General features: G+C 59.6%; 17 protein-coding genes and 1 pseudogene. 8 read left to right on the top strand and 10 right to left on the bottom strand.

The genetic code is table 11. The features are described 5' to 3' along the window. Positions 1 to 41: 41 nt before the first annotated feature. The 8 genes and pseudogenes from ACIQH5_RS14280 to dnaA all read right to left on the bottom strand — a co-directional run bounded on the left by ACIQH5_RS14280 (position 42) and on the right by dnaA (position 11,708). The gene (locus ACIQH5_RS14280; RefSeq protein WP_400404402.1) at positions 42 to 761 is read right to left on the bottom strand and encodes a DUF3566 domain-containing protein; all 720 of its coding nucleotides are present in this window, start codon (positions 759 to 761) and stop codon (positions 42 to 44) included. Next, the gene (gene gyrA / locus ACIQH5_RS14275) at positions 758 to 3,427 is read right to left on the bottom strand and encodes a DNA gyrase subunit A (RefSeq protein WP_400404399.1); all 2,670 of its coding nucleotides are present in this window, start codon (positions 3,425 to 3,427) and stop codon (positions 758 to 760) included. The genes ACIQH5_RS14280 and gyrA overlap by 4 nt, the downstream gene beginning before the upstream one ends. Before the next feature lie 62 nt (positions 3,428 to 3,489). Beyond that, the gene (gyrB, locus tag ACIQH5_RS14270) at positions 3,490 to 5,568 is read right to left on the bottom strand and encodes a DNA topoisomerase (ATP-hydrolyzing) subunit B (RefSeq protein ID WP_400404397.1); all 2,079 of its coding nucleotides are present in this window, start codon (positions 5,566 to 5,568) and stop codon (positions 3,490 to 3,492) included. A 337-nt stretch (positions 5,569 to 5,905) separates the two neighbouring features. Beyond that, the gene (locus ACIQH5_RS14265; protein ID WP_062072222.1) at positions 5,906 to 6,460 is read right to left on the bottom strand and encodes a DUF721 domain-containing protein; all 555 of its coding nucleotides are present in this window, start codon (positions 6,458 to 6,460) and stop codon (positions 5,906 to 5,908) included. Then, complete coding sequence (gene recF, locus ACIQH5_RS14260) at positions 6,447 to 7,640, bottom strand: DNA replication/repair protein RecF (protein WP_400404394.1); 1,194 nt, start codon at positions 7,638 to 7,640, stop codon at positions 6,447 to 6,449. Before recF ends, ACIQH5_RS14265 begins: the two co-directional genes overlap by 14 nt. 23 nt (positions 7,641 to 7,663) lie before the next feature. Further along, positions 7,664 to 8,581 (bottom strand): annotated as a pseudogene (gene gnd / locus ACIQH5_RS14255) (phosphogluconate dehydrogenase (NAD(+)-dependent, decarboxylating)); the annotation flags it as partial. A gap of 8 nt (positions 8,582 to 8,589) precedes the next feature. Continuing rightward, positions 8,590 to 9,714, bottom strand: coding sequence for a DNA polymerase III subunit beta (gene dnaN, locus ACIQH5_RS14250; RefSeq protein ID WP_062072216.1), 1,125 nt, complete (start codon positions 9,712 to 9,714; stop codon positions 8,590 to 8,592). A 575-nt stretch (positions 9,715 to 10,289) separates the two neighbouring features. Next, positions 10,290 to 11,708, bottom strand: coding sequence for a chromosomal replication initiator protein DnaA (gene dnaA, locus ACIQH5_RS14245; RefSeq protein ID WP_024818846.1), 1,419 nt, complete (start codon positions 11,706 to 11,708; stop codon positions 10,290 to 10,292). 465 nt (positions 11,709 to 12,173) lie between these two features. On the opposite strand from dnaA, the gene rpmH reads away from it, so the two are divergent. The 8 genes from rpmH to ACIQH5_RS14205 all read left to right on the top strand — a co-directional run bounded on the left by rpmH (position 12,174) and on the right by ACIQH5_RS14205 (position 17,851). Further along, complete coding sequence (gene rpmH, locus ACIQH5_RS14240; RefSeq protein ID WP_011776797.1) at positions 12,174 to 12,311, top strand: 50S ribosomal protein L34; 138 nt, start codon at positions 12,174 to 12,176, stop codon at positions 12,309 to 12,311. Between the two features lie 41 nt (positions 12,312 to 12,352). After that, positions 12,353 to 12,763, top strand: coding sequence for a ribonuclease P protein component (gene rnpA, locus ACIQH5_RS14235; RefSeq protein WP_081765955.1), 411 nt, complete (start codon positions 12,353 to 12,355; stop codon positions 12,761 to 12,763). After that, positions 12,693 to 13,178 (top strand): membrane protein insertion efficiency factor YidD, encoded by a 486-nt coding sequence (gene yidD, locus ACIQH5_RS14230; RefSeq protein ID WP_105691208.1) that lies wholly within the window; start codon positions 12,693 to 12,695, stop codon positions 13,176 to 13,178. The genes rnpA and yidD overlap by 71 nt, the downstream gene beginning before the upstream one ends. 16 nt (positions 13,179 to 13,194) lie before the next feature. Next, entirely contained in the window at positions 13,195 to 14,184 is a 990-nt protein-coding gene (gene yidC / locus ACIQH5_RS14225) for a membrane protein insertase YidC (RefSeq protein ID WP_024818844.1), read from the top strand. Next, positions 14,184 to 14,735, top strand: coding sequence for a protein jag (locus ACIQH5_RS14220; protein WP_400404390.1), 552 nt, complete (start codon positions 14,184 to 14,186; stop codon positions 14,733 to 14,735). Before yidC ends, ACIQH5_RS14220 begins: the two co-directional genes overlap by 1 nt. Before the next feature lie 6 nt (positions 14,736 to 14,741). Then, a complete protein-coding gene (rsmG, locus tag ACIQH5_RS14215; RefSeq protein ID WP_024818842.1) occupies positions 14,742 to 15,392 on the top strand; it encodes a 16S rRNA (guanine(527)-N(7))-methyltransferase RsmG in 651 nt (216 codons plus the stop codon). Positions 15,393 to 15,480: 88 nt separating this feature from the next. Beyond that, positions 15,481 to 16,536 (top strand): ParA family protein, encoded by a 1,056-nt coding sequence (locus ACIQH5_RS14210; RefSeq protein ID WP_400404387.1) that lies wholly within the window; start codon positions 15,481 to 15,483, stop codon positions 16,534 to 16,536. A gap of 67 nt (positions 16,537 to 16,603) precedes the next feature. Next, a complete protein-coding gene (locus tag ACIQH5_RS14205; protein ID WP_400404383.1) occupies positions 16,604 to 17,851 on the top strand; it encodes a ParB/RepB/Spo0J family partition protein in 1,248 nt (415 codons plus the stop codon). 6,301 nt (positions 17,852 to 24,152) lie between these two features. Here ACIQH5_RS14205 and trxA read toward each other — a convergent pair. Together trxA and trxB are read right to left on the bottom strand one after the other, a co-directional pair. Then, positions 24,153 to 24,479: a thioredoxin gene (gene trxA, locus ACIQH5_RS14200; RefSeq protein ID WP_024818839.1), complete on the bottom strand. Its 327-nt coding sequence runs from the start codon at positions 24,477 to 24,479 to the stop codon at positions 24,153 to 24,155. A 35-nt stretch (positions 24,480 to 24,514) separates the two neighbouring features. Continuing rightward, the gene (gene trxB, locus ACIQH5_RS14195; RefSeq protein ID WP_400404381.1) at positions 24,515 to 25,471 is read right to left on the bottom strand and encodes a thioredoxin-disulfide reductase; all 957 of its coding nucleotides are present in this window, start codon (positions 25,469 to 25,471) and stop codon (positions 24,515 to 24,517) included. Between the last annotated feature and the right edge of the window lie 288 nt (positions 25,472 to 25,759).

Here is a 25,759-nt window from a genome sequence, read left to right as displayed (position 1 = left end):
GAGCAATTCCGCCATTTTCGGCGTATTTCCGGGAGTTTTTACTAATCGTCGGTCAGGGTGACGCCTACGCCACCAACCAACGTTGCGGAAATGTTATACAGCACGGCCGAGAGCATGGACAGTGCCGTCAACAGAACCACGTTCACCACCGCAATGATGGTGGCGAAGGATGCCACCTGGCCGAGCGAAGCAATCTTCTTGAGTTCAAAGCCACTGCCCTCGGAGCCTGCCAAGGTGCCAAGAAGGCTGTCCACCTGATCAAAGATGCCTGTGAGATCCAACACGGTCCACAGAACGATTGCTGCAACCACGGTGACAATGCCCAGGGCAACAGACAACAGGAATGCCATCTTCAGGACAGACCACGGGTCCACCTTGCTGACAAGGAGGCGCGCGCGGCGAACCTTTGCCTTGGGAGCCGGCTTCACCAGGCCGGGTCCGCCCTGCGCGGGACGCTGGGCAGGGGTGCCGGCTGGACGTTGGCCTGGCTGTGCCGGCCGCTGTCCGGGAGCTCCAGCGGGACGCTGACCGGCCTGCGCCGGGCGTTGTCCGGGAGCGCCGGCGGGACGCGGTGCGGAATTAGTGCCGCTCGCTGGCCGTGCCCCGGCGGAGCCGGATCCTGTGGACCCGGTTCCAGGGCGCTGCTGGGGACGTGCAGGCGTTCCTGACTGCGCGTTGCCTGAGGGCGTGGTGCCTGAGGGCTGCCGGAGTCCGCCGGGGACACCTGTGCTCGGCTTGGGATATGAGTCGGAATTACTCACTCGTTACCTCCGGTGTTGTCTTCGTTCAGCTCCGCGCCCGTTTCAATTTCCGGGACTGCGTCGTTTTCCGTTTCGGCCGTCACGGTCGCCTCAGAGGCGCCGTCGTTTGCAGCCAACGTTACGTCATCGTCGGGCGCGTCCTCGGACTCTTCGCCTTCCAAGCCGCGTTCGCTGTTGCGTGCAACCTCAATAATGCGGTCGTTCTTGTCCGGCTTCGCGAAGATGACACCCATGGTGTCGCGGCCCTTGGCGGGAACACCGGTCACGGCCGAGCGGACAACCTTGCCGCCCTCCATGACCACCAGGACTTCATCCTCTTCCTGCACGATCAAGGCGCCAACAAGGTCACCACGGTCTTCAGCAAGCTTGGCTACCTTGATGCCCAGGCCACCACGGCCTTGGAGCCGGTATTCGTCTACTGCGGTCCGCTTGGCGTAACCACCCTCGGTCACGATGAACACGAAGGAGCCGTCCTGGACCACGTCAGCGGCAAGAAGCTCGTCGTCTTCACGGAACTTCATACCCGTCACACCGGATGTGGCCCGGCCCATGGGACGCAAGGCGTCGTCGGTGGCCGTGAAGCGGATGGACTGTCCCTTGCGGGACACCAGAAGCAGGTCATCGGTTTCGCTGACCAACTGGGCCGAGACCAACTCGTCCTCGTCGCGCAGGTTGATGGCAATGACACCAGCTGTGCGGTTGGTGTCGTAGTCCTCCAGACGGGTCTTCTTGACCAGACCGTTCTTGGTGGCAAGCACCAAGTAAGGGGCCTGCTGGTAGTCCCGCAGGTCAAGGACCTGGGCGATGTGCTCGTCCGGCTGGAACGCCAGCAGGTTGGCGACGTGCTGGCCCTTGGCATCGCGACCGGCTTCGGCAAGCTCGTAGGCCTTTGCCCGGTACACGCGTCCAAGGTTGGTGAAGAACAGCAACCAGTGGTGGGTGGTGGTCACGAAGAAGTGCTCCACCACATCGTCACCGCGCAACTGTGCGCCCTTGATTCCCTTGCCGCCCCGCTGTTGCGAACGGTAGTTGTCACTCCGGGTTCGCTTCACGTAGCCGCCACGGGTGATGGTGACAACCATTTCTTCTTCAGGGATCAGGTCTTCCATGGACATATCGCCATCGAAGCCCATCAGGATGTGCGTCCGGCGGTCGTCGCCGTGCTTGGCCACGATCTCCGCGAGTTCTTCGCTGATGATCTGGCGCTGCCGCTCCTCCGAAGCCAGGATCGAGTTGTACTCCTGGATCATCGCTTCGAGTTCCGAGTGGCGGTCCTGGATCTTCTGGCGTTCCAAGGCGGCCAAACGGCGGAGCTGCATATCCAAAATGGCGCGGGCCTGGAGTTCGTCGATCTCCAGGAGCTCCATGAGCCCTTCGCGGGCCGCTTCCGTGGTGTTGGATGCGCGAATGAGGGCAATGACCTCGTCCAACATGTCCAATGCCTTCAGGAGTGCACGCAGAATGTGCGCTTCTTCCTCGGCCTTACGCAAGCGGTACCGGGTCCTGCGTGCAATGACGTCCATCTGGTGCGCAACCCAGTGCCGGATGAAGGCATCAAGGCTCAAGGTGCGCGGAACGCCGTCGACGATTGCCAGCATGTTCGCCGAGAAGTTGTCCTGCAACTGCGTGTGCTTGTAAAGGTTATTCAGGACCACCTTGGCCACGGCGTCGCGCTTGAGCACGATCACCAGGCGCTGGCCGGTACGGCCGGAGGTTTCATCGCGGAGATCCGCAATGCCGGAGATCTTGCCGTCCTTGACCAACTCAGCAATCTTGATGGCCAGGTTGTCCGGGTTTGCCTGGTAGGGCAGCTCGGTCACCACAAGGCAGGTACGGCCCTGAAGTTCCTCCACATTGACCACAGCGCGCATGGTGATGGAGCCGCGACCGGTACGGTAGGCGTCTTCGATGCCCTTGTGGCCCAGGATGGTGGCACCTGTGGGGAAATCAGGTCCCTTGATACGCAGCAACAGCGCCTCAAGAAGCTCTTCGCGCGTGGCGGTTGGGTTTTCAAGCGCCCACTGCACGCCTTGGGCAACTTCGCGAAGGTTGTGCGGCGGAATGTTGGTGGCCATACCGACGGCGATGCCCGAGGAGCCATTGACCAGCAGGTTGGGGAAACGCGCCGGCAGGATGGTGGGTTCCTGGTTCTTGCCGTCGTAGTTGTCCTGGAAGTCGACGGTTTCCTCGTCGATGTCGCGGACCATTTCCATGGCGAGCTGTGCCATCTTGGTTTCGGTATAACGCGGCGCAGCGGCACCGTCGTTACCAGGGGAACCGAAGTTACCCTGGCCCAGCGCCAACGGGTAGCGCATGGTCCAGTCCTGGATCAGGCGGACCAGGGCATCGTAGATCGCCATATCACCGTGCGGGTGGTAGGTACCCATGACGTCGCCAACCACGCGGGCGCACTTGTTGAAGGAGCGGTCGGGGCGGTATCCGCCGTCAAACATTGCGTACAGCACGCGGCGGTGCACCGGCTTGAGTCCGTCGCGGACGTCCGGGAGGGCGCGGCCGACGATGACGGCCATGGCGTAGTCCAGGTAGGACCGCTGCATCTCAGTTTGCAGGTCCACCTGCTCCACGCGGTCGGTCAGCACATCGCCTTCGAGAACAACATCATCGGCGTCGTTCGGCTCCGGGACTTCGGGAGTTTCGTCACTCATAATCTAAGGTTTCCGTTTCAGGTATATGTCAGTTCTGGAATATTCCGGTGCCTTTGCGGGCCCTAGATATCGAGGAACCTGACGTCCTTGGCGTTCTGCTGGATGAAGTTACGACGCGATTCGACGTCCTCGCCCATCAGGACGGAGAAGGTCTGATCAGCGGCCAATGCGTCATCCATGGTGACCTGCAACAGCGTGCGACGATCCGGATCCATGGTGGTGTCCCACAGCTCCGTGTAGTCCATCTCGCCAAGACCCTTGTAACGCTGGATACCGTTGTCCTTGGGCAGGCGCTTGTTCATGGATGCACCCTTGCGGATGGTTTCATCGCGTTCGCGGTCGCTGTAAACGTAATCATGCGCGGCGTTGGACCATTTGATCCTGTACAGCGGCGGCTGGGCCAGGTAAACGTAGCCGTTCTCGATCAGCGGGCGCATGTAGCGGAACAACAACGTCATTAGCAGGGTGGTGATGTGCTGGCCATCGACGTCAGCATCGGCCATCAGGACGATCTTGTGATAGCGAAGCTTACTGATGTCAAAGTCCTCGCCGATGCCTGTACCGAAGGCCGTGATCATGGACTGGACTTCGGCGTTACCCAGGGCCTTGTCCAGGCGTGCGCGCTCCACGTTCAGGATCTTGCCACGGAGCGGCAGGATGGCCTGGGTCTCCGGGTTACGGCCACGTTTGGCCGAGCCGCCGGCCGAGTCACCCTCCACAAGGTAAACCTCGCAGCGCGAAGGATCCTTGGACGAGCAGTCAGACAACTTGCCGGGCATGCCGAAGGACTCCAGCGGGCTCTTCCGCCGGGCATTGTCGCGGGCTTTACGAGCCGCCATGCGTGCCTGGGCAGCCGAAATGGCTTTGCGGATCACGTCGCGTGCGGGTCCGGGATTCCGTTCCAGCCAGTCACCCAACTGATCCGTGACAACGCGCTGGACGAAGCCCTTGACCTCGGAGTTGCCCAGTTTGGTCTTCGTCTGGCCTTCGAACTGCGGCTCGGAAAGCTTCACCGAGATGACGGCGGTCAAACCTTCACGGATGTCATCACCGGTAAGGTTGTCTTCCTTTTCCTTGATGATGCTTTTCTCGCGCGCATACCGGTTGATCAGCGAGGTCATGGCGGCACGGAAGCCTTCTTCGTGCGTTCCGCCCTCATGGGTGTTAATCGTGTTCGCATACGTGTGGACGCTTTCCGAGTAAGCGGTGGTCCACTGCATGGCGACCTCGACGGCGATGTGCCGCTCGGTGTCTTCGGTTTCGAAAGCGATGACGTCCTCGTGGACGATTTCGACCTTCTTGTTCGAGTTCAGGTGCTTGACGTAGTCCAGCAGGCCGTCAGGGTACTGGTACACGACGGTGCGGTGCTCAGCGGCTACCTCACCTTCGGTTGCCACGGCATCCAGATCGAGGTCGTCATCCCCATCACGGTTGGCCGGACGCTCATCAGTCAGCGTGATCCGCAGTCCCTTGTTGAGGAAGGCCATCTGCTGGAAACGCGCACGAAGCGTCTCGAAATCAAATTCGGTGGATTCGAAGATGGTGCCGTCCGGGTAGAACGTCTGGGACGTCCCCGTAACGTCAGTAGCCTCTCCCTTGACGAGTTCACCCTGGGGCTTGCCGCCGTCGGCAAAGGTCATGCGCCAAACGTGGCCTTGGCGGCGAACTTCCGTGTCAACCCTGCGCGACAGAGCGTTAACTACGGAAATACCCACACCGTGAAGGCCACCGGAAACGGCGTAACCGCCGCCGCCGAACTTGCCGCCGGCATGCAGGATGGTCATGACCACTTCAACAGTGGGCTTGCCCTCGGTCGGGTGAATATCTACCGGGATGCCGCGGCCGTCGTCCACCACGCGCACTCCGCCATCAGCGCGAAGCGTGATTTCGATGTGGCTGCAGTAACCAGCCAAAGCCTCGTCAACAGAGTTGTCCACCACTTCATAAACCAGGTGATGCAGGCCGCGGGGACCGGTTGAGCCGATGTACATGCCGGGGCGTTTACGCACGGCTTCGAGGCCCTCCAGCACGGTAATGTCGCTGGCACCGTACTCCCTGGGCGCCTCCGCGGGCGTGTCAGGCTTGGGTACAGTCTCCTCTTCGGGCTCTACTGCCAAGGTCTCTGCATTGTCGTTAGCCACAGGCGCTTTCGACTCCTCTGTACTCGATGTCGGCCGTTCCCGGAGCTGCCCGCGGCTAACCGCGGCCGCCAACGGGCACGTGACTGATTGCGCCGGTTACTCCGACGGCCGGGGTCCGCAATGCCACAGGAGTGGATTCAGGACCCGACGACGTTTCACCGGCGCTCAGTGATCTACGCCAATTCTATCGTGGAAACCCGTAAATCCTTGCAAATACGGGGGCAGCCGACAGCTGAATATGGCCATGGGAGACCACTGGCCCTATCTTCAATGGCCCTACGGTGGTCCCGACGGGGGCCTATACGACTCAGGGGCGTTGAAACGCCCTGCACGCCGTTTAGCCGTACGTGTCCCTCGGTCCGCGACCGTTAACGCTGCGTCCGCCTTTTCGCCAACTTGGAGCCGAAGGTCCCAACACCTGAATGCTGGTGACCACCCCTTCGCCCAGTTCATTGCGGAACATCTCCAGAAGGCTGGTGCTCAGCAACCGCAGCTGCGTGGCCCAGGCCGTGGAGTCGCAACGAACATGAAGTGTTGTGTCGGTGAAGCTCTCCGGCGTGCAGTGAGCGGAAATATCCGGCCCCACCAGCGTCTCCCACTCCGCCATGACGGAACCAACGGCCACGGGCGACGTCCAACCGCGTTCGGCCACCAAGCGGCCTACGACTTTTCCCAAGCCCAAAGGATCCCGGCCACTGCCGTGGAACTGGGCGAATCCCCTGGTATCCCGGAGCCCCTTACGTTTGGGAGCAGATCCGGGCCTCGGCGCGCGCTGCCGTACTTCTCCTCGGGCAGCCGCGGCCTCCCGCATGCGGTTCAGCGCCGCTTGGGCAGCATCAATTTCATCCGGTTCACGGCCGGGTTGGAGTCCCTCGCGGCTATCCTTCGCCATCGATGCCTCCCGGAACAACGGTTACGCGCCGTCCGGCCAGCTCCTCGGGGATATCGGCGTCGACGGCGGCGGTCACCAGTACCTGCTCCGCACCGGTGACTATTGCAGCCAGTTTACGCCGCCTCTGGACGTCCAATTCAGCGAAAACATCGTCCAGGATGAGGATCGGAGCGGTGCCACCGGTGCGGGCGTCGTCCAACATCACATAGTAGGAAGCCAGGCGCAGTGAGAGGCACATGGACCACGTTTCACCGTGGGAGGCATAACCCTTTGCCGGTGCCTGTCCCAAAACGAGTTCCAGTTCATCCCGGTGCGGACCCACCAAGGAGATGCCCCGTTCGAGTTCCTTTTTCCTGGACGCCGCGAAGGCCTGGATGTAGCGCTCCGTGAGTTCATCAACGGACAGCAGCCGGAGGTCATCAACCGACGCCGAAGGTTCCGTTCCGTGGTCGGCCGGACCGCCGTCGTCGTCAAGTACGCCTTGAATGGTTGAGCGGTACACGGCCCCGGCGTCCTTGGACCCGTCGGTGAGCTGCGCATATGCGTTGTTCAGGTGGGGACGTAATCGTTCCACAAGTTCAAGGCGGGCATGGAGTAGTTCTGCACCGGCACGGGCCATGTGCTGATCCCAGACATCCAAAGTTGCCTCATGCCCGGCCGTGAACTTGCCGGCCCGTGCGGATTTGAGCAAGGCATTTCGTTGCTTCAGAACCCGGTCGTAGTCGCTTCGGGTGGCAGCATGGCGCGGAACAAGACTCACCAGAAGCTCGTCCAAAAAACGACGACGGTTCGAAGGATCTCCCTTGACCAAGGCCAAGTCCTCGGGTGCGAACAACACCGTTTGGCAGATTCCGAGAATATCCCTGGCGCGGACCGGGTTGCTCCGGTTGATGCGACCACGGTTGGCCCGGCCGGCATTGATCTCAAGCTCGATAACCGTCGACTGCTCTCCACGAACGAGCCTGGCCCGGATCATCGCGCGCTCGGTACCGAAACGGAGCAGGGGCGCATCTGTGCTCACCCGGTGGGAGCTCAGCGTGGCCAAATACCCGATGGCTTCCATCAGATTGGTCTTGCCGATTCCGTTGGAACCCACCAGGACCGTCACACCGGGGCCAAGCTTCAGGTCAACCTGTGCGTAGCTGCGGAAATCCGTCAGCGAAAGATGTTCGAGGTACACGCCGTTTGCAGGACTCCTGCGGCCTAGTTGGCCGGACGGGTGGCGTGTCCACCGAACTGATGGCGCAGGGCCGAAACCATCTTCATGGCCGGTGAGTTGTCTTCACGCGATGCAAACCTGGCGAAAAGCGCAGCCGTGATCGCAGGCGCGGGCACTGCGTTGGCAATGGCTTCTTCCACGGTCCAACGGCCTTCGCCGGAATCTTCAACGTAATCGTCAATCGAGGCCAGACCCGGATCTTCGTCCAGTGCCTTGACCATGAGGTCCAGGAGCCAGGAACGAACAACCGTGCCCTTCTGCCAGGCACGGAATGTGCCGGGAAGGTCTTTCACGATGTCCTTGGCTGCGAGCAATTCGTAGCCTTCGGCATAGGCCTGCATCAGTCCGTACTCAATGCCGTTGTGGACCATCTTGGCGTAGTGGCCAGCGCCAACACCGCCAACATGGACAAAACTGTCAGCCCTTTCGCCTTCAGGACGGAGGGCATCGAAGATCGGCATTGCCAGCTCGATGTCTTCATCAGCGCCACCAGCCATCAGGCCGTAACCGTTCTGCAGTCCCCACACGCCGCCCGATACACCGCAGTCGGCAAAGCGGATGCTCTTTTCTGTGAGGGCTGCGGCGTGCTTCTGGTCTTCGGTGAAACGGGAGTTGCCGCCATCGATCACCATGTCACCGGGGCTGAGCTTCTCGCCAAGTTCGGTCACTACCGCATCTGTGATGGCCCCTGACGGAACCATGACCCACACAATTCGCGGAGTCGGCAAGGCGGCGATCAGCTCATCTACTGAAGCGACATCCGTGACGTCCGGGTTCCGGTCGAAACCTGTGACCTCAATGCCACCGTTCCGCATGCGTTCCCGCATGTTGAAACCCATTTTTCCAAGGCCGATCAGTCCGATGTGCACGGTGTGAACTCTTTTCTGCGAAGGTGGCGGGAGGCTGCCGGTTAGTTGGGGAGGCGGACCGGCATCACGAGGTAGCGGTAGTCGTCCTGGTCTTCGCCATCTGCTTCAGCCTGGGCAGTGATCATGGCCGGTTTCGGGGCGGTGGTGAAAGAGAAGCGGACGTACTTGGTTTCGATCACGCTCAAGCCCTCCACCAGGTAGTGCGGGTTGAAGGCCACGGTGATGTCCTCACCGGAAAGCTGTGCTTCCAACTCCTCGGACGCCTGCGCATCTTCACCGGTACCGGCGTCGAGGTTCAGCAGGCCTTGGGTGAAGGCGAGCCGCACCGGAGTATTGCGTTCGGCAACAAGCGATACACGGCGAACAGCCTCAACCAGTTCCTGGGTCTGGACTGTTGCGTGGATCGGAGTCGAGTCCGGGAAAAGTGAGCGGATTTTGGGGTAGTCGCCGTCCACCAGGAGTGATGTGGTGGTTCGTCCACCACTTTCGAAACCAATGAGCCGGCTGTCGTCGTCGGCGAGGGCGAGGTTGATGTCGCCGCTGCCACCGAGTGTCTTGGCTACTTCGTTCAGGGTCTTGGATTTGACCAGTGCACTGGTGGAAATTCCCGGTGTCACGGGCTTCCAGGGGACTTCGCGCATGGCCAAACGGTAGCGGTCCGTGGCAAGAAGCGTGATGAGGTCATCCTCAATCTCCATGCGGACGCCGGTGAGGATGGGCAAGGTGTCGTCCTTGCTCGCAGCGATGATCACCTGGGACACGGCCTGGGCAAAGGCGTCGCCAGGCAGGGTTCCACTGATAGCCGGCAGAGCAGGAAGGGCCGGGTACTCGGCCTCGGGCATGGTGGCCAGGTGGAAGCTGCTTCGGCGGCACGTGAGTGTCACTTTGCTTCCGTCGGTTTCAACTTCCACCGGAGCGGAGGGAAGGCTGCGGCAAATGTCTGCCAGCAAACGCCCGGACACCAGGATGGTGCCTTCAACAGCGATATCTGCCGGGATTTCCAAGCGCGCCGATGTCTCGTAATCGAAGCTGGAGAGGCTGACGGTTCCTGCCTCGGCTTTGAGGAGGAGGCCGGAAAGCACTGGTACGGGCGGCCGCGGAGACAACGACCGCGCGGTCCACGTAACGGCTTCTGCCAGGACGTCGCGGTCGACTCTGAACTTCACGGAAGGGTGCCGCCTTTCATTGCTGCTGCCATGTAGTAGCTGCGGATTCCTGCTTGGAAGCCGCTAAATCTTCGCAGTCCGGCACCGGAACCTGCATGGTCCGCACTGAGCGAACTACAAACAGACCCAAGGATGGGAGCGCTGCTGACAGCTTAGCCGGAAGATCCGCGATTAACCCATCCCCGTCGGACCGGCCCCCTCGTATGTGGATAGCCGCGGACCGGCCTTGGCCGGGCTCGTGGCCTGCCATCTGCAGGTGGGGACGGGTGGCAGAAAGAGATTGTTATTTGAGGGATTTCAATTTTTTGGGATTCGTAGTGTTAATAACTGCTGTGGAAACTGTGGATAACTCGATCTCGCCCCGCAGTTCCGCGGTTAAGCCCTGTTCACGGATTGTGTGTTAACTGGGTTTTAAACAGGGTGTGGATGGGGACAACTCCCAGGCCGGTTTTTAACGATCCACAGATGCCTTAAGGGTTTTAAGCCCATTAAGCGCGCTTGTCCCCTTAAGTATCCACAGGCTTATCCACATGCACCTGTTAATAAGGTATGTAGTGGCGGACGCGATGTGGATTTCAGGAGTCGCGCTGCTGTTGTTTGATCCGGTTTGTCAGCTCGGTCACCTGGTTGTAAATCACACGGCGCTCCGCCATCAGCTCGCGGATCTTGCGGTCCGCGTGGATGACCGTGGTGTGATCGCGGCCCCCGAGCTCCTGGCCGATCTTCGGCAGGGACATATCTGTCAGCTCGCGGCACAGGTACATGGCGATCTGCCGGGCCGTTACCAAAGTGCGTGTGCGGGACTTGCTGCAGAGCTCTTCCATGCTGAGCTTGAAGTAGTCCGCCGTCTGGTCCAGGATCTGCTTCGCCGTGATTTCCTGGGCTCCGTCGTCGGTGATCAGGTCTTTCAGAACCATCTCGGCCAAAGCCACGTCCACCGGCTGCCGGTTGAGGCTCGCAAATGCCGTGACGCGGATCAGCGCGCCCTCGAGTTCCCGGATGTTGCTGGAAATCTTGGAAGCGATGTACTCCAGCGCATCATCCGGCGCGGAAAGACCTTCGCTGAGGCCCTTCTTGCGGAGGATGGCGATGCGCGTCTCAAGTTCGGGCGGCTGGATGTCCGTCAGCAGGCCCCACTCGAAGCGCGACGTCATACGGTCCTCGAAGCCGGCCAGCATCTTGGGCGGCTGATCGGAGGTGATGACCACCTGCTTGTTGGCGTTGTGCAGGGCGTTGAACGTGTGGAAGAACTCTTCCTGGGTTCGGTCCTTGCCTGCCAGGAACTGGATGTCATCGATCAGGAGCACGTCCACGTTGCGGTACGTGGTCTTGAAGCTGGTGCCTTCATCGTCACGGATGGAGTTGATGAAGTCGTTGGTGAACTCTTCGGAGTTCACGTAGCGGACCCGGATGCCGCTGTAGAGCCGGCGGGCATAGTGACCGATCGCGTGGAGCAAGTGGGTCTTACCGAGACCCGAATCACCGTAGATGAACAGCGGGTTGTAGGCCTTCGCCGGCGCTTCCGCCACAGCCACTGCCGCAGCGTGTGCAAAGCGGTTGGAAGAACCGATCACGAAGGTATCGAAAATGTACTTCGGGTTCAGGCGCCCGAATTCATGCGAGGTACTCGGGGGTGTGGGCTGCGGCTTCGGCTCGGCGAAGTCGGAAACAGCAGAAAGCTCGACGACGGGTTCCGGCTCTGCGTGGACGGGAACCAGATCGGTGTCCACGTCGATCGCGCAGCGGATGTCGTCCGAGAAGACGTTGCGAAGGGCATCGTCCAACGCATCTTTGACCTGGGTCTGGAGGACTTCGCGGGTGAGTTCATTCGGGACGGCCACCAGCAAGGTTGAACCGATAAGGCCCTGTGCTTGGGCGAGGATGACGAAACCGCGCTGACGGGGTGAGACCCGGTCGTCCTGTTCCATGAGGCTCAGCACCCTGCGCCAGGAACTTCCGACAGTGTTGGCGTGGTTGGCTTCGTCTACTGTCATCAATCAGTTCCTAAATACTTGCTTGCCGGCGTTGCTGGCAGCCGAAGTCTCTCCGGCGGCGCTGTTCTGGGCGATAATCCACAGAGTTATACACAGCGGGTGGACATTGGGCTACTGAGCCACTCTAGGGGATGAAATCGCTAGAAGATAGCTGGGAAGTTGCCTGTGGATAATTACACCGTTGTGGTTCGTGAAAGCGGCCTGTGAGCCACTTCATCCACAGGCTGCCAACAGCAGTTGGGCACAGCTGTGGATAGCTTCGCGGCAGGCTCCCGGTTTGACTGTGGGTGCCTTTTTGCCCTAACGTTGTGAAGTCCTTTGTGTCCGCTTTTGAGATCAGTTGTAACTCCGTACGTTCACCGTGCGGGAGGCAACGGCGGCAGGCACATACAAAACTTAGCGTCGGCCAGTTCTTCCCCTTTTTTGATCGGGTGGGCGCACCTTTGATCCACTGGAGTAACTAACGTGAGCAAGCGGACTTTTCAGCCGAATAACCGCCGTCGGGCCAAGAAGCACGGCTTCCGCCTTCGTATGCGCACCCGTGCCGGCCGAGCCATCCTGGCTGCCCGTCGCGGCAAGGGCCGCGTCGAACTGTCGGCGTAAATAACTGACTTGTCGGTCAGGGTCTTTTTGCGGGTTCGACGGTGCTAGCCACCCCTAACCGTCTGCGGACGTCTACCGACTTTTCAACAACTGTACGTTCCGGCGTCCGCAATGGACGCCGGAACTTAGTGTTATATACGGCCCCTATAGGGGCTGGGGAGCCGAGTCGAATCGGCTTCATTGTCTCCAAAGCCGTCGGGAACGCCGTGACCAGGAACCTCGTTAAGAGGAGACTGAGAGAAGCAGGCGCCCTGTCCTTGCATACGCATGGAACGGGTCTGGCGGTAGTAGTCCGGGCGCTGCCCGCAGCTGCAACAGCCAGCTGGGAGCAGTTGCTCTCGGACTACAACGCCGCACTGGCAGTGACGACGAAGCGATTGAGTGGCTCAGGTCCACGCAACGCTTCGACTGAACACATCGGCACCACTACGGAAGGGACACCGCGTGCATGACATAAGCACCGCCGTCGTTCCTTCCTCAAGCGACCCCTCCGGGAAGGTTCCGCATCGGAGCCTTCCGGCGGCGGTAGGCATGTTCCTCTGGGAGCTGCCCCGCAACATCCTTATTCTTTTGCTGAAGACGTACCGCAAGGTCATCTCGCCCCTGTACGGCCAGGTTTGCCGTTTCTTTCCCTCCTGCTCCGCATATGCGCTGGAAGCGGTAACGGTGCATGGCGCCGTGAAGGGGAGCTGGCTCGCAGCCAAAAGGCTCGCCAAATGCCACCCTTGGAATGCCGGTGGAGTGGACCATGTCCCCGCCGGCCATCGTCACTGGCCTGAAGGCCGGACGCCCACAATTGTTGTACTGAACAATCCGGACCAGTTCCTGGCTGTTCAGGCTGATGAAGAAGGCCGCTCTGCGGCCTAACGAATAGGGATATCGTATGGACTTCTTTGAAACAATCATGTTTCCGTTCAAGTGGCTGGTGTCAATCATCATGGTTGGCTTCCACGAGGGACTGAGCTTCATTGGCCTGCCCGCCGCTAACGGCTGGACGTGGACTCTTTCCATCATCGGCCTCGTGTTGGTGATCCGCGCTGCCCTGATTCCTGTCTTCGTCAAGCAGATCAAAGCCCAGCGCGGTATGCAGCTGCTGCAGCCTGACCTGAAGAAACTTCAGACCAAGTACAAGGGCAAAACAGACCAGCTGTCCCGCCAGGCCATGGCGCAGGAACAGATGGCGCTCTACAAGAAGCACGGCACCAACCCCTTCTCGGCATGTTTGCCGATGCTGATCCAGATGCCGTTCTTCTTCGCACTGTTCCAGGTACTGTCTGGCATCTCCACCAATGCCAAGCAGGGCCAGGGCGTCGGTGCCATGAGTCACGAACAGGTAGTCCAGTTCGATTCATCCAGCATTTTTGGCGCTCCGCTCTCCGCTTCGCTACTTCACGGTGACCCCAGCGGCGGCAACAGTGCCGTGGCTGTCTGGGTTCTGAGCATCATCATGATCGTCGCCATGACGGCTTCGCAGTTCATCACGCAGAAGCAGATCATGGCCAAGAACATGTCCGAAGAGGCCATGGCCAGCCCGTTCATGCGCCAGCAGAAGATGATGCTTTACATCCTGCCGCTCGTGTTCGGTATCGGTGGCATCAACTTCCCCATCGGTGTCCTCATCTACTGGACCACCACCAACCTCTGGACCATGGGCCAGCAGTTCTTCGTCATCCGTCGCATGCCTACCCCGGGATCCCCGGCAGCCAAGGCGCTTGAAGAGCGTCGTGCCGCCAAGGGCCTGCCGCCGCTGCTGGGTGGAAAGAAGAACGCCGCCGCGGACGCTGCCGCTGAAGCCGAAGCTGCTGCTGCGGCAGCCGCCGAAATCAGGGCCCAGCGCGTCCAGCCACAACGTAAGAACAGGAAGAAGAAGTAATGTCTGCCGAGAGCACTGAAGAAGTTATCGCCCCTGTGACTGAAGACCAGGAAGATACCCAGGAAGAGACGCAGTCCAAGACGGCCAGCCGCTTGGAAGAAGAAGGCGACATTGCCGCCGACTACCTCGAGGAACTCCTTGATATTGCCGATATTGACGGTGACATCGACATTGAGGTCCGTAACGGACGCACGTATATCTCCATCGGTGCTGATGAAGAGTCTGCAGCGTTGGACAGCCTCGTAGGGCGCGATGGTGAAGTCCTCGAAGCATTGCAGGAACTGGCACGCCTCTCGGTTTTGTCCGCCACGGAGAGCCGTTCACGCCTCGTCCTGGACATCAACGGATACCGCAAGGAGCGCGCCGGCGTTCTTCAGAAGATCGCTGAGGATGCCGCGGCCAAGGTTAAGGCCGACGGCGGAACAGTAGCTTTGGAACCGATGAGTGCTTACGAGCGCAAGATCGTCCATGACGCTGTGGCTGACCTCGGATACGTCTCAGAGTCCGAAGGCGAGGGCGCAGGCCGCCACATCGTCGTTTCGGCCGACTAGCAGCTCATGGTTGAAATCACCGCAGCTGAACTGGAAGCGGCAGAGAAGATTTTTGGGGAGCGCTTGGATCTTGCCAAGCGCTATGTTGAACATCTGGCTACCTCGGGTACGGAGCGCGGGCTCATAGGGCCGCGCGAGATTCCGCGTCTGTGGAGCCGCCACGTCCTGAACTGTGCAGTCATTGAGTCCGCCATCGCCATGGACAGCCATGTTGCCGACGTCGGATCCGGTGCTGGCCTGCCTGGCCTCTGCCTGGCTATTGCCCGACCCGACCTCGAGCTGACCTTGATCGAACCCTTGGAACGCCGTGTCATCTGGCTCCAGGAGGTTGTGGATGACCTTGGCTTGGATAACGTCACCATCATGAGGACGCGGGCTGAGCTCGCAGTTGGAATGGTGGACGCGGATGTTGTCACCGCGCGTGCCGTTTCTGCACTCTCGAATCTGGCTGGTCTCACCATCCCACTACTGAACGGCCATGGCGAAGTAGTAGCCATCAAGGGACGCAGTGCCGCCGAAGAGATCGAGAAGGCCAAGAAGGTCATCCGCAAACTTGGTGGCGTTGACACCTCAGTTGTGGTTTGCGGACAGGAGCTTTTGGAGGAACCCACCACCGTGGTGAGGATCATCGTCAACAAGCCCGGAAAGACGGCGTAGGTCCCGCTCGGTTTCCCGCGTGTCGGCGGCTGAGCGGTTAGGCTAGTGAACGGCAGCAAAGCGCCGAATGAGAGTGAGAGTGTGACCAGTGGGCAGTAGTGAAACCTCCACGCAGCGAATCCCCCCGTTTATGTCGTTGGGGTCCGCGCGGGCCATGGCCACACCCTCCGCATCTCTCCAGTCTGCGATCGTGCGTACTGATTCGGTTGATAATGCTGCCGTTTCACGTGAAACCGTTTCAGATGGAGTGCGCAACGTCATGGATTCCATCGATGATTCAAGCCCCATCGCCCGTCAGCTGGCTAATGAGACCCGCAGGCGCGAACGGTTGATCGGCAGGGAACTGCCCAAGCCCGAAAAAACCCGCATCTTCACTGTCTCCAATCAAAAGGGCGGCGTTGGTAAGACCACCACTACGGTGAACATTGCTGCGGCATTGGCGTCAGCCGGCCTCAACGTCCTGGTGATCGACATTGACCCTCAAGGCAACGCGTCCACTGCCCTGGGTATCGAACACCACGCAGACGTAGACAGTATCTACGACGTACTGATTAACGATCTTCCCCTCAAGGACGTCGTGGCCCCGTGCCCGGATATCCCCAATCTCATCTGCGCACCGGCGACCATCCACTTGGCCGGCGCTGAGATTGAGCTCGTTTCGCTCGTCGCCCGCGAACAGCGACTTCGCCGCGCCATAGACGTTTACGCCAAGGAACGGGCAAACGACGGCGAAGGTCGCCTGGACTACATCTTCATCGACTGCCCGCCCAGCCTTGGGTTGCTGACGGTCAACGCATTCTGCGCCGCCAGTGAAGTCTTGATTCCCATCCAGTGCGAGTACTACGCATTGGAAGGGCTGAGCCAGCTCCTCAAGAACATTGAGATGATCCAAAAGCATCTCAATGCTGACTTGGTGGTCTCCACCATCCTTCTGACCATGTACGACGGCCGCACAAACTTGGCGGCGCAGGTAGCCTCAGAGGTTCGCCAGCATTTCCCGGATCAGGTCCTGGGTGCTGTGGTTCCCCGCTCGGTGCGTATCTCCGAGGCTCCCAGCTACCAGCAGACAGTCATGACGTACGATCCCTCTTCGAGCGGCGCGCTTTCCTACATGGAAGCCGCAGCCGAAATCGCGGAACGCTAGAATTCTTGAAACACTGCAACAGCTTGGGCCGATCCGTGCTCGGCTATTCCATCGGAGGGATGAATCAATGAGCGAAAAGCGAAGGGGCCTCGGCAGGGGTCTTGGGGCTCTCATTCCTAGCTCGGCTGCGGCCCAAGGGAATGGGGCTGCACCGTCTCGTCCCGTGGATCTGTTCTTTCCAGAGGCGAGGAAAACAGCGGAGACCACCGTTGAGACCCTGCTGGACGAGTCGAGTGCTGCCAATACCAAGCCGGCTACTGAAGAACCTTCAGCTGAATCCGCAGCAGGTGGCGCCCGTGCCGCCAAGTCACCCTCGAAATCCGCGGCGGCTAAGTCCTCCCCTGCTAAAACTGCTGCACCGCCGAAGACTGCGAGCAAAGCGGCCGGTTCTAAATCGGCTGCCACGAAGACAGCCGCCAACGCGGCAGGTTCGACGACGTCTGCAGCTCCATCCGTCCCAGCGGCTCAGTCCGCTCCCGAGGTGGAGCTGGTAGAAGTTCCCGGGGCTCGGTTTGCCGAAATCCCGGTAGGCGACATCCATCCCAACCGTAAACAGCCTCGTTCGGTCTTCGATGAAGACGACATGGCGGAGCTCGTGCACTCTGTGCGCGAAATCGGCGTCCTCCAGCCAATTGTCGTACGTACTTCAACCGAAAAGGGTGGAGAACCGTATGAGCTGGTGATGGGCGAACGTCGCTGGCGTGCAGTCCAGGCTGCTGGACTCGAGACAATCCCTGCGATTGTCCGCGACACTACGGACGACGACCTTCTCCGCGATGCCCTGCTGGAAAACCTCCACCGCAGCCAGCTGAATCCCCTGGAAGAGGCAGCGGCATACCAGCAACTTCTGGAAGACTTCGGAACCACACACGAGCAGTTGGCCGACCGAATTGGTCGCTCCCGTCCGCAGGTCTCCAACACGCTGCGTTTGCTCAAGCTTCCGCCGTTGGTTCAGCGCCGTGTAGCCGCCGGTGTCCTGTCCGCAGGGCATGCACGTGCTCTACTCGCACTCCCGGACGCTGCCGCCATGGAGCGTATGGCGCAGAAGATCGTGGCTGAGGGAATGTCAGTCAGGGCCACAGAAGAGTCGGTTGCTCTCTACCAGGATCCCACCACGCCGGCTAAGAGCAGCATCCCCAAACCGAACGCAAGGCACGAACGCCTGGACTACCTGGCATCATCGCTGTCGGACCGCTTGGACACCAACGTAAAGATCACTTTGGGTGCACGCAAGGGCCGCGTAAGTATCGAGTTTGCCAGCGTTGAGGATCTCAACCGAATAATGGATGTTCTCGGACCAGGCTCCGAGGACTAGATCCGCTTTTCAATTGAATGGGGTTCACACACAGCGTGGGCCCCATTTTTGTAGTCTCGCCTCTTCGATCGCAACTCACCCCAATTCTCCGGATCGTTGCAGTGGGCACGATGTTTCACGTGAAACTGAGTTTGCCGCCATGTTATGGGGCAGCGACAGACCGAACTTGGTCAGGACATTGGGGCTAGGCGGCGTACTTCCACTATGGGACGCTTCCATTCATTCGCAGCTTTCCAACATGCTGCCCCGAGGAAGCCCTGGCTGGGATGCCAGTGAGTCCCACGCTTGTGAGGCAACGGTGTGCGGGCGTTCCATCACGTCCTTGCTCCGGCGGACCTGTGCGAGTGAGTACGCGTACCAGGACCGAGCCTATGAGCTGCGGGGAGGCTCGAGTCCCCCTTATGTGCGCCATATGCCCGCGGAGACGTGTGAAGCCCGCAGAACGTCTAGATAGTGATCTCCTGAAGGCCGCCCTATTACGGATGCACTGTTCGGTATGTATGTCTGGGTTGAGCAGGCCCCGCCGGGAAGTCCGCAGCCGATAATCTGTGGCCTCACTTCTGGTGAAACGCTATGGCGAGAACGGCTAAGGACGGAGAGCAGCCGGACTTCGCTTTTCCGGCAGCTGGTTTCACGTGAAACATGCGGCCCGCAGCTTCTTAGGGCTCAGTATGTGGCCCCGTGCTGTCGCGCTGAGTCTCAAGATGTCGATCTAACGCTGATGGGGGCCCTTTTCGACACCTGAGCATACAAGTACACTGCTTTTGGGGCGTGCGTAAGCGACGTTCGCGCACTACCTTGGGGAATTCCTGCAGAATGCGAGCCAAACTTCGCCCCGTTTGGTTGTAACAGGCGGTGGCCATCCAGGCGTGCCGCTCATGGAAGCGAGTTCCGACGCATATCCCCACGTTCCTATGGGAATGCTTCTGTGAGGTTGCATCAGCTACAAGAGACTAGAGGGCGCTAGTTGACCACTAAAGGGCCTGTAGATCGACACATTGCCGCGGCTGCCTTCGCCTTCTCGTGTCATGACTTGGCCGATGGCTTGGATAATGTTTCACGTGAAACAGGCCCTACGAATCACTTCAGAAGAGGGGCGGGACCAAGCTCTAGCTGATGTGATGATTCGCGTTGAATCGAGCTCCGGTGACTTCCGTCGCCGACAGGCGTCGCAGTTGCCTTCGAAGGGAGCGCCGCCTGCGAGATGTGCTCACAGTTTCACGTGAAACATTCGCGCTCTCGTACGTCGCAAATCCTGGCCCGCGGCAGCATTCTCGCCCATTGCAGCCGCATATAGGCGTGGTTCGATGTGGTCTCCGTATGATTCTGACACGTCAGCGGCAACGGACTCGACCACACTGCTCAATTTGCCTTGCACCTCACTGCTGGGAGCTGCGGCGAGTATGCACTTCGCAGGAATCTTGGCTTCTTGGATTCCACCTGCCCGGGCCGACGGCTCCCAGCAACCCATAGCTCCATGCAGCCGATAGCTCCCCCAGTGCACCTACACCGTGAGAATGCGTCGCCTGAAAGGCGTGGGTTCCTTAACCGTACTGAACGAAAGATACGGATCGGACGATGCTTTTACTGCCCTGTAAGTTCCGGACATTCCTGATGAGAGACCCGCTGATGACAGGGTTTATGTTCGTGCGGCGGCGTCGTCGAGTGCATGGATGCTGGTCGAGAGGGAACTCGCTCGCTGTCGCTGCCCGCCAGTGCACCTTCGAGATCGACGCGCTTACCTGCGGCCTCCAGGCTATGTGGATGTACTTATGAGCACATGGCGCATGACTGAGCGCCTGGCAGACCTCACCGGTCCCCCGGTGAACGTTTGAGGTGCTCTCCTTCAGCTCGTTTATGGGACGGCACACATTGCCGCACTCCGGCGGCTACAGTGAGCACGACGCTGTGCCTGTGCCTGGAAAAGGTCCGAGAGTACTTGCCTGTACAGTCGATGCCACAGACGTAGCCTTCTGCCTCCTGCCGTAGTACCGGCACTGATGGCAGGAACGGTGTGCAGCCGGCCCTGTCGATAGTTGCCAGCCGCCGCTGCAGGGTACTGAGGTATCTGGAGCTGTGGGAAAGTGCTGGCCACAAGAGCAGGCGAATGGATGCACACTCTTGTCGGAGGCGGAGTGGAAGGTCTCATCAAAAGAACCTGCGATGTAGTGAGCGGGCAAGCACGAGGAGACACTTTGGACAATCACCTCGTACTTCGGGCCTTGTGTTTATCAGGGCAAGGAGTCTCCCTGGGAATGCATGATGACTCTGGTCAAGCCTCTCCTTCTCGTGCGCTGGTAGACGGATGACTAGGGCAAGACCATCACGGGTCGGCATGGATCATGTTCGAAGGCCCGCTGATGGGGAGGATGCGCCCCTGGGACATGAGGAGGAACTTCGTGGGCAAACAGTGACGTCGCCCACGAATGGTCTGATGTTGGGGTTCATGCTCTGAAGCTGAACTCTCTGGATGGCCGGGCCCCACCTAAGACGGATTCGGGACAGGACGCTGAACCAACACTGTGTGTACGTAGGCCGCCAATGGACCCTGCCTCAGGAAGCATAAATGGAGATTATGTTTCACGTGAAACAAGGCGTTCTCGGCCGCACCGGCGTGTTTGTAAGTGCTGAATAGCCCTGCTATACCCGGTGGATAAGACGGTGGATATCGCTGTGGATAACTATGGGGATAACTATGTGGATACACACCACGTTCCCATCGTTCCTCTCCCTGGTCCGTGGCAACTTTATCGTCGAGACGAGTGCCGTCGACGACTGCAGAGTCGAACACCGTCACTCAGGTGGAGCCCAGGCGATCTCCATGCGTGCGGATGCCCCGGATAGCCCAATTTGCATTGCTTTTACACAACTTAGCCCCAATCACCAGCTCACCCTTAGGATCTGAGTCGTTGCTCTTTCGAGGGCGTAGTTGGAGGCCCCAATCCAAGATTTCTGATCGCGCTGAAGCGTAGATGTGGGCAACGTCATGCGTAGTGGATAAGCCTGTGGATAACGCTGTGTATAAGTCAGTGGATAAGAGTGTGGATTATCCGCGGCTTCTGTGTGGTTCCCCAATGATTTTCGGGACGGCCCGTTTGGATGGGAGACGTGTCGAGGCGTACGCACCGGACTCTGTGCCACTTGGTCTTCAGTCATGATGTGGAGAGTGGACCCTCCCCTGAAGAGGCAAAGCCCCAGCTGACCAACTCTCTCAATGATGCGGACGCATCCACGGTCATCGAACGATGAGCCTTCCGACGAGGCAATGTATTCATCCGATGTATCGACAGATCTCAGGCGATGATTTCGCAGGATTGGGCGTGCTTAGGCCACTTCCAACTTCCCGCTACAGCGGTCACAGGAACAGTCAGAGACTAGTCGATCGATCTCACTCCCCCGATGAACCTTGATGTGCGTCCTAGCCGCCGGTCATGGGGTCGTGGCGCATGGACCATACTGACGGCCGATGAGGATGACTTTGGTGACCACACCAGCGCCCTGGGCTGGAAAGGGTACTGCGGCCCTCAGAGACCAGATCACCCATTGGACCCACCCGAAGGGCGGTAGAGATTCAATAGTCGTCGCCTGAGTCAATGGTTGCGGATGCGGCGAGCATGTTTCACGTGAAACGGCCCCAACTGTCCTGACCGTTGCACATGAAAAATGGCCGAACTGTTTCACGTGAAACGGTCAATGTACTAGTGGTGCCAGAGCGCCAGAGTGCCAGAACGCCAAGGTGCCAGAGTGAGGCGCTGCCAGGACACAGCGGGCGCGGGTAGGTAGAAGATCAGGCACTACAAAGGAGCAGCAGCCTCTACGGACGGTGACGTCCCATTCCAACTGCGGCCTGGAAGCATGAGCTGCTTCGGCGATGATCGCGACCCACTCGTCATTGTGGAAATGGCTGTCTTCACTTTCGATGTTCGGTAAGAGCAGGTTCGCAATGCGCAGGCCGCTAAAGGGGCCTTCTCTGCGTATGCCCCGGAAGCGATTTGGTAGTATCTAGGTCAGGCGGGCTGCACTGGTGTCGATGCTGGAGCGGCACTGTTAGTCCCCCCAGAGGGGCCCGGTTGTAGAGGGGCTGGGCGAATCACCTCAGCTGCGTAGGTCTGGCGTACCTGCGCCATCGGTGGAGCACCGTTCGCCCCGGCTGGATCAGGATCGGCTCGATCCCCGTTCGCGCTTAGCCCGTGGGTGGGCGGAAGAGACACTGTTCCCTGCCGAGGATGCCGCAGAAGGATCCATGACGATGAGGCCACAGTGGGCGACCCACTGAGGGCGGGGAATTTCGGAAGCTCCATCCTGTTGGCCAGGAGGGGCCTCAAGGGCTGTTGAGAATTCCGGGTTGAGGTTGATCTGAGGATGTGGCGGTGTGGACTTAGGCAATACCCAAAGCGTTTTGTGAGCCAGCCTAGCTTCAATTATGCTGCGGGATGACTGGCCGGTAGCCCTTGGCAGGTGCATGTTTCACGTGAAACACTCTCCCGGATTCCAAGCTATGGACCCAAAGGTAAGGGTAGGTCCACTGGGGTGACGCTGATGTTCGCCGTTGTTCAAAGGAATAGGGTCCTGACTGGAGCGCTTCCCATCGGGCAGTGGCTCGTCGTTCATTGGGACGGTAAGAGCTTGGGATGTGTGCCTTTGTGCCGCGCGCGGGGTTGCAGTCCGTCCTAGTCCTACCGATGCCGGCGCTCCGTTCGGGAGTGAAGGCCGCCTGGGTGCGGCATTCTCCGGCTGTTGCGGACGTGCTCGTTTGCGGTGGGGAGAGGGCGTGGGTGAGGCGGAGTGCGACGCGGTGCGATTCTGGCCGGCCAATCCCGGATGAGAGACGTCTGTACCTGGCTAGGCAGGGGCAGACATTGCCGCACGCTGATTTATGCTGCGCACAGTTCTTCCCGCGAGCTTGTAACCGCTGTCTATGTGCGGTTTGGTGGTGCTGTGCGATTAGTTGGATAGCCAGTGCTGGACAGTTGTGGATGTAGGCTTCGAAAGTTGATCAGTCCCCCGGGCGGGATGCTCTAACCCCTGATTTTCGGGCATGAGTGCAACTAAGGATGCTGGGCACCCAGAGTCCGGGGAGGTGCGTCCAAACCTCTGGAAGCGCCCCAGACGCCCTTAGGGGCAGAGCCGCGGCCGTCCACTGAGGGTGGACCAGAATGGACTGCTACACGAGCTACAGGAGCTCTCGGGGCCGTGCGACGGCGGACCTCCTGCAGATGGGGGTTCCAAACTCGGAGTGATGAAGTGAGCTGCGGGCAGTGGCGCGTGTTCTGTCGGTTGAAATAGCCGGGGTTGGGGAGCTGCTTGGTACTGGTACTGGATATCGGGTTGGCAGAGCACCCTTCATTTACATCTTCGTTGCCCTGCTTCCCTCGAACTTGGACAGCTATCAGCATTGGCAGGCGCTTGGTTGTGTTCAAGGCCCCACATGGAACTCACATGCGCTCGTCTGCGGACCAGCGATATGCAGCGATTCCGGAGCCGACCACTCCTGGTAGGTCGTTTCTCCGCCCTTTCGTTCGCTTTTATCCTCATCCGCACCACTCCAAGTGCCGCTGGTAGAGGCAACAACGGGTGTGGTTTCACGTGAAACACGCAGTCGGATCTGTTGAGTCGGAGAATGTTCTGCAGCATCCGTTGTGTTTCACGTGAAACAAGACTGCACGACAGACAGCGCAGAGCCAGAATTAGCCATAGCCGACGATATTGAGCTGCTGGTACCTAGACGTGAGGCGAGTGGAAGATCATTGCGAGGTGGTGGGTACATACCCAATGCAGGAGCGCCCACTGCAAGTTCCCTCCGGGAACGTTAAGCGGCGATGACTGCAGGAGGATCCAGTTGAGTGCATACGAACCCACTCCCGTGGGGCACGTTCCATCGAGCAGGCTTCATGGAACACAACAAGGTGCGCACTAGTGTGTCCGCTGGGCTGACATGTCACCAACCCCCGGGGCACGGCTCGGCTGATGTGTCACTAACCCTGCCAAAGAGGAGGCATGGCCGGACTGGGTTCCGATCGTCTCGGATGTGGAAGAAATAGGTGTTCAGATCGACGGACTCCGGTGCAAGCCGAAGGAACGATTGTGCAAGGGACGGCAGAAGAGGCTGAGTTCCCCCTACCCCAGTTAGGGAGAAGTCCACCGGCACTCTTTGGCGGGAATGAAGCCTCCTGAGACCAAGATCATGCCATATGTGACTTTTTTCGGTTCAATGCAGCTTTAGGGACAAAAAACCGGCGGCTCCCACTCCATCTGGAGCAGGAACCGCCGGCTTTGGGCAAACTCAACTAAGCACGGAGGCTTAGGAAAGGACGTCTGCGAATTCTTTTTCGAAGAACTGCTTGGGCTTGGCGCCGATGACAGTGCTCTTCACTTCTCCCCCGCTGAAGAGGTACACGGCCGGGATGGAGGTGATGCCGTACTCGGCTGCGATGGCGGGGTTGTCGTCGACGTTGAGTTTCACGACGTCTACCTTGTCGCTGTACTCGACGGAGATCTCGTCGAGGATGGGACCGAGCTTGCGGCAGGGGCCGCACCACTCTGCCCAGAAGTCCACGATGACCGGCTTCTCGGAAGCCAGGACATCCGTGCTGAAGCTTGCGTCAGTGACGTCTTTAGCGTTGCTCATAACTTTTCCCTTCGTATGGTTGCTTGGATGCAGCTTTAGGAGTGCAGGTCTGCGAGGTAGTGCTCAACATCGAGGGCGGCCACGCAACCGGAACCCGAAGCCGTGATGGCCTGGCGGTAGGTGGGATCGATGACATCGCCCGCGGCGAAGACACCCTTGATGTTGGTCCGGGAGCTACGGCCCTCCACCGCAATGGTTCCCTCCGGTGTCAGATCCACCGTGCCCTTGATCAGGTCCGTGCGGGGGTCGTTGCCGATGGCCACGAACACACCGGTGACAGCGAGTTCAGACTCGGTACCGTCCACCAGGTTCTTCAGCTTCAGGCCAGTGACCTTGTCCCCCCCGAGAACATCTTCGACGGCGGTGTTCCAGACGAAGTTGATCTTCTCGTGAGCCTGGGCGCGGTCGCCCATGATCTTGGAAGCCTTGAGGGAATCGCGGCGGTGGACCACGGTGACGGACTTGGCGAACTTGGTCAGGAACAGAGCTTCTTCCATGGCGGAGTCGCCACCACCAATAACGGCGATGTCCTGGTCCTTGAAGAAGAAACCATCGCAGGTTGCACACCAGCTGACACCGTGGCCTGAGAGGCGCTTTTCGTTGGCCAGACCGAGCTCGCGGTATGCCGAACCGGTGGACAGGATGATGGCCTTGGCCTGGAAGGTCTCCCCCGTGCCGATGGTCACGGTCTTGATGTCGCCGTCGAGATCCAACTCGGTGACATCCTCGAAGAGGATCTCGGTACCGAAACGGGCGGCCTGCTTTTCGAAGTTCTCCATCAGGTCCGGGCCCATGATGCCCTCGGGGAAGCCCGGGTAGTTTTCCACGTCCGTGGTGTTCATCAGTTCGCCACCAGCGGTGACGGAACCGGCAATGAGCAGAGGTTTCATGTTGGCACGGGCGGTGTAAACAGCGGCTGTATAGCCAGCAGGGCCTGAACCTACGATGATGACGTCACGCACCTGCGATGCGCTGTTTTCTGCAATGCTCACGTGGCGTGAACCTCTTCCTTAGTCGATGCTGCGGCTCTCGGGGCAGCCATCTGACTCAACCCCTGTTGCGTTCCAAATATTCCGTTGGAGTTGGGGACCCTAAAAGCCACCATCATTCAGGGTACCGTCTGCAGGTGTGGCGAATCTAAAGCGGTGACGCCAAAGTGAGTAGCAGAAGAGGCCGTTCTGACGACGCTGAATCATGCGGTGATCGCAACACCTGAATATTGAAGGGTGTCGATTGCCATGGTGAAGTTCACGAATCGTTTGGTCGCTGAGGTTGTTCAG

It is taken from the genome of Paenarthrobacter sp. NPDC091711, assembly GCF_044756605.1.
In the GTDB taxonomy this organism is placed as follows: domain Bacteria; phylum Actinomycetota; class Actinomycetes; order Actinomycetales; family Micrococcaceae; genus Arthrobacter.
The sequence above is the reverse complement of the archived record's forward strand: the minus strand, read 5'-3'. Positions and strand labels throughout refer to the sequence as shown.

Bases quoted from the DNA above. Each gene is read 5' to 3' on its own strand.
- gyrA (WP_400404399.1), bottom strand. From the start codon at position 3,427: ATGAGTGACGAAACTCCCGAAGTCCCGGAGCCGAACGACGCCGATGAT.
- ACIQH5_RS14265 (WP_062072222.1), bottom strand. From the start codon at position 6,460: ATGGCGAAGGATAGCCGCGAGGGACTCCAACCCGGCCGTGAACCGGAT.
- dnaA (WP_024818846.1), bottom strand. From the start codon at position 11,708: ATGACAGTAGACGAAGCCAACCACGCCAACACTGTCGGAAGTTCCTGG.
- yidC (WP_024818844.1), top strand. From the start codon at position 13,195: ATGGACTTCTTTGAAACAATCATGTTTCCGTTCAAGTGGCTGGTGTCA.
- ACIQH5_RS14220 (WP_400404390.1), top strand. From the start codon at position 14,184: ATGTCTGCCGAGAGCACTGAAGAAGTTATCGCCCCTGTGACTGAAGAC.
- rsmG (WP_024818842.1), top strand. From the start codon at position 14,742: ATGGTTGAAATCACCGCAGCTGAACTGGAAGCGGCAGAGAAGATTTTT.
- ACIQH5_RS14205 (WP_400404383.1), top strand. From the start codon at position 16,604: ATGAGCGAAAAGCGAAGGGGCCTCGGCAGGGGTCTTGGGGCTCTCATT.
- trxA (WP_024818839.1), bottom strand. From the start codon at position 24,479: ATGAGCAACGCTAAAGACGTCACTGACGCAAGCTTCAGCACGGATGTC.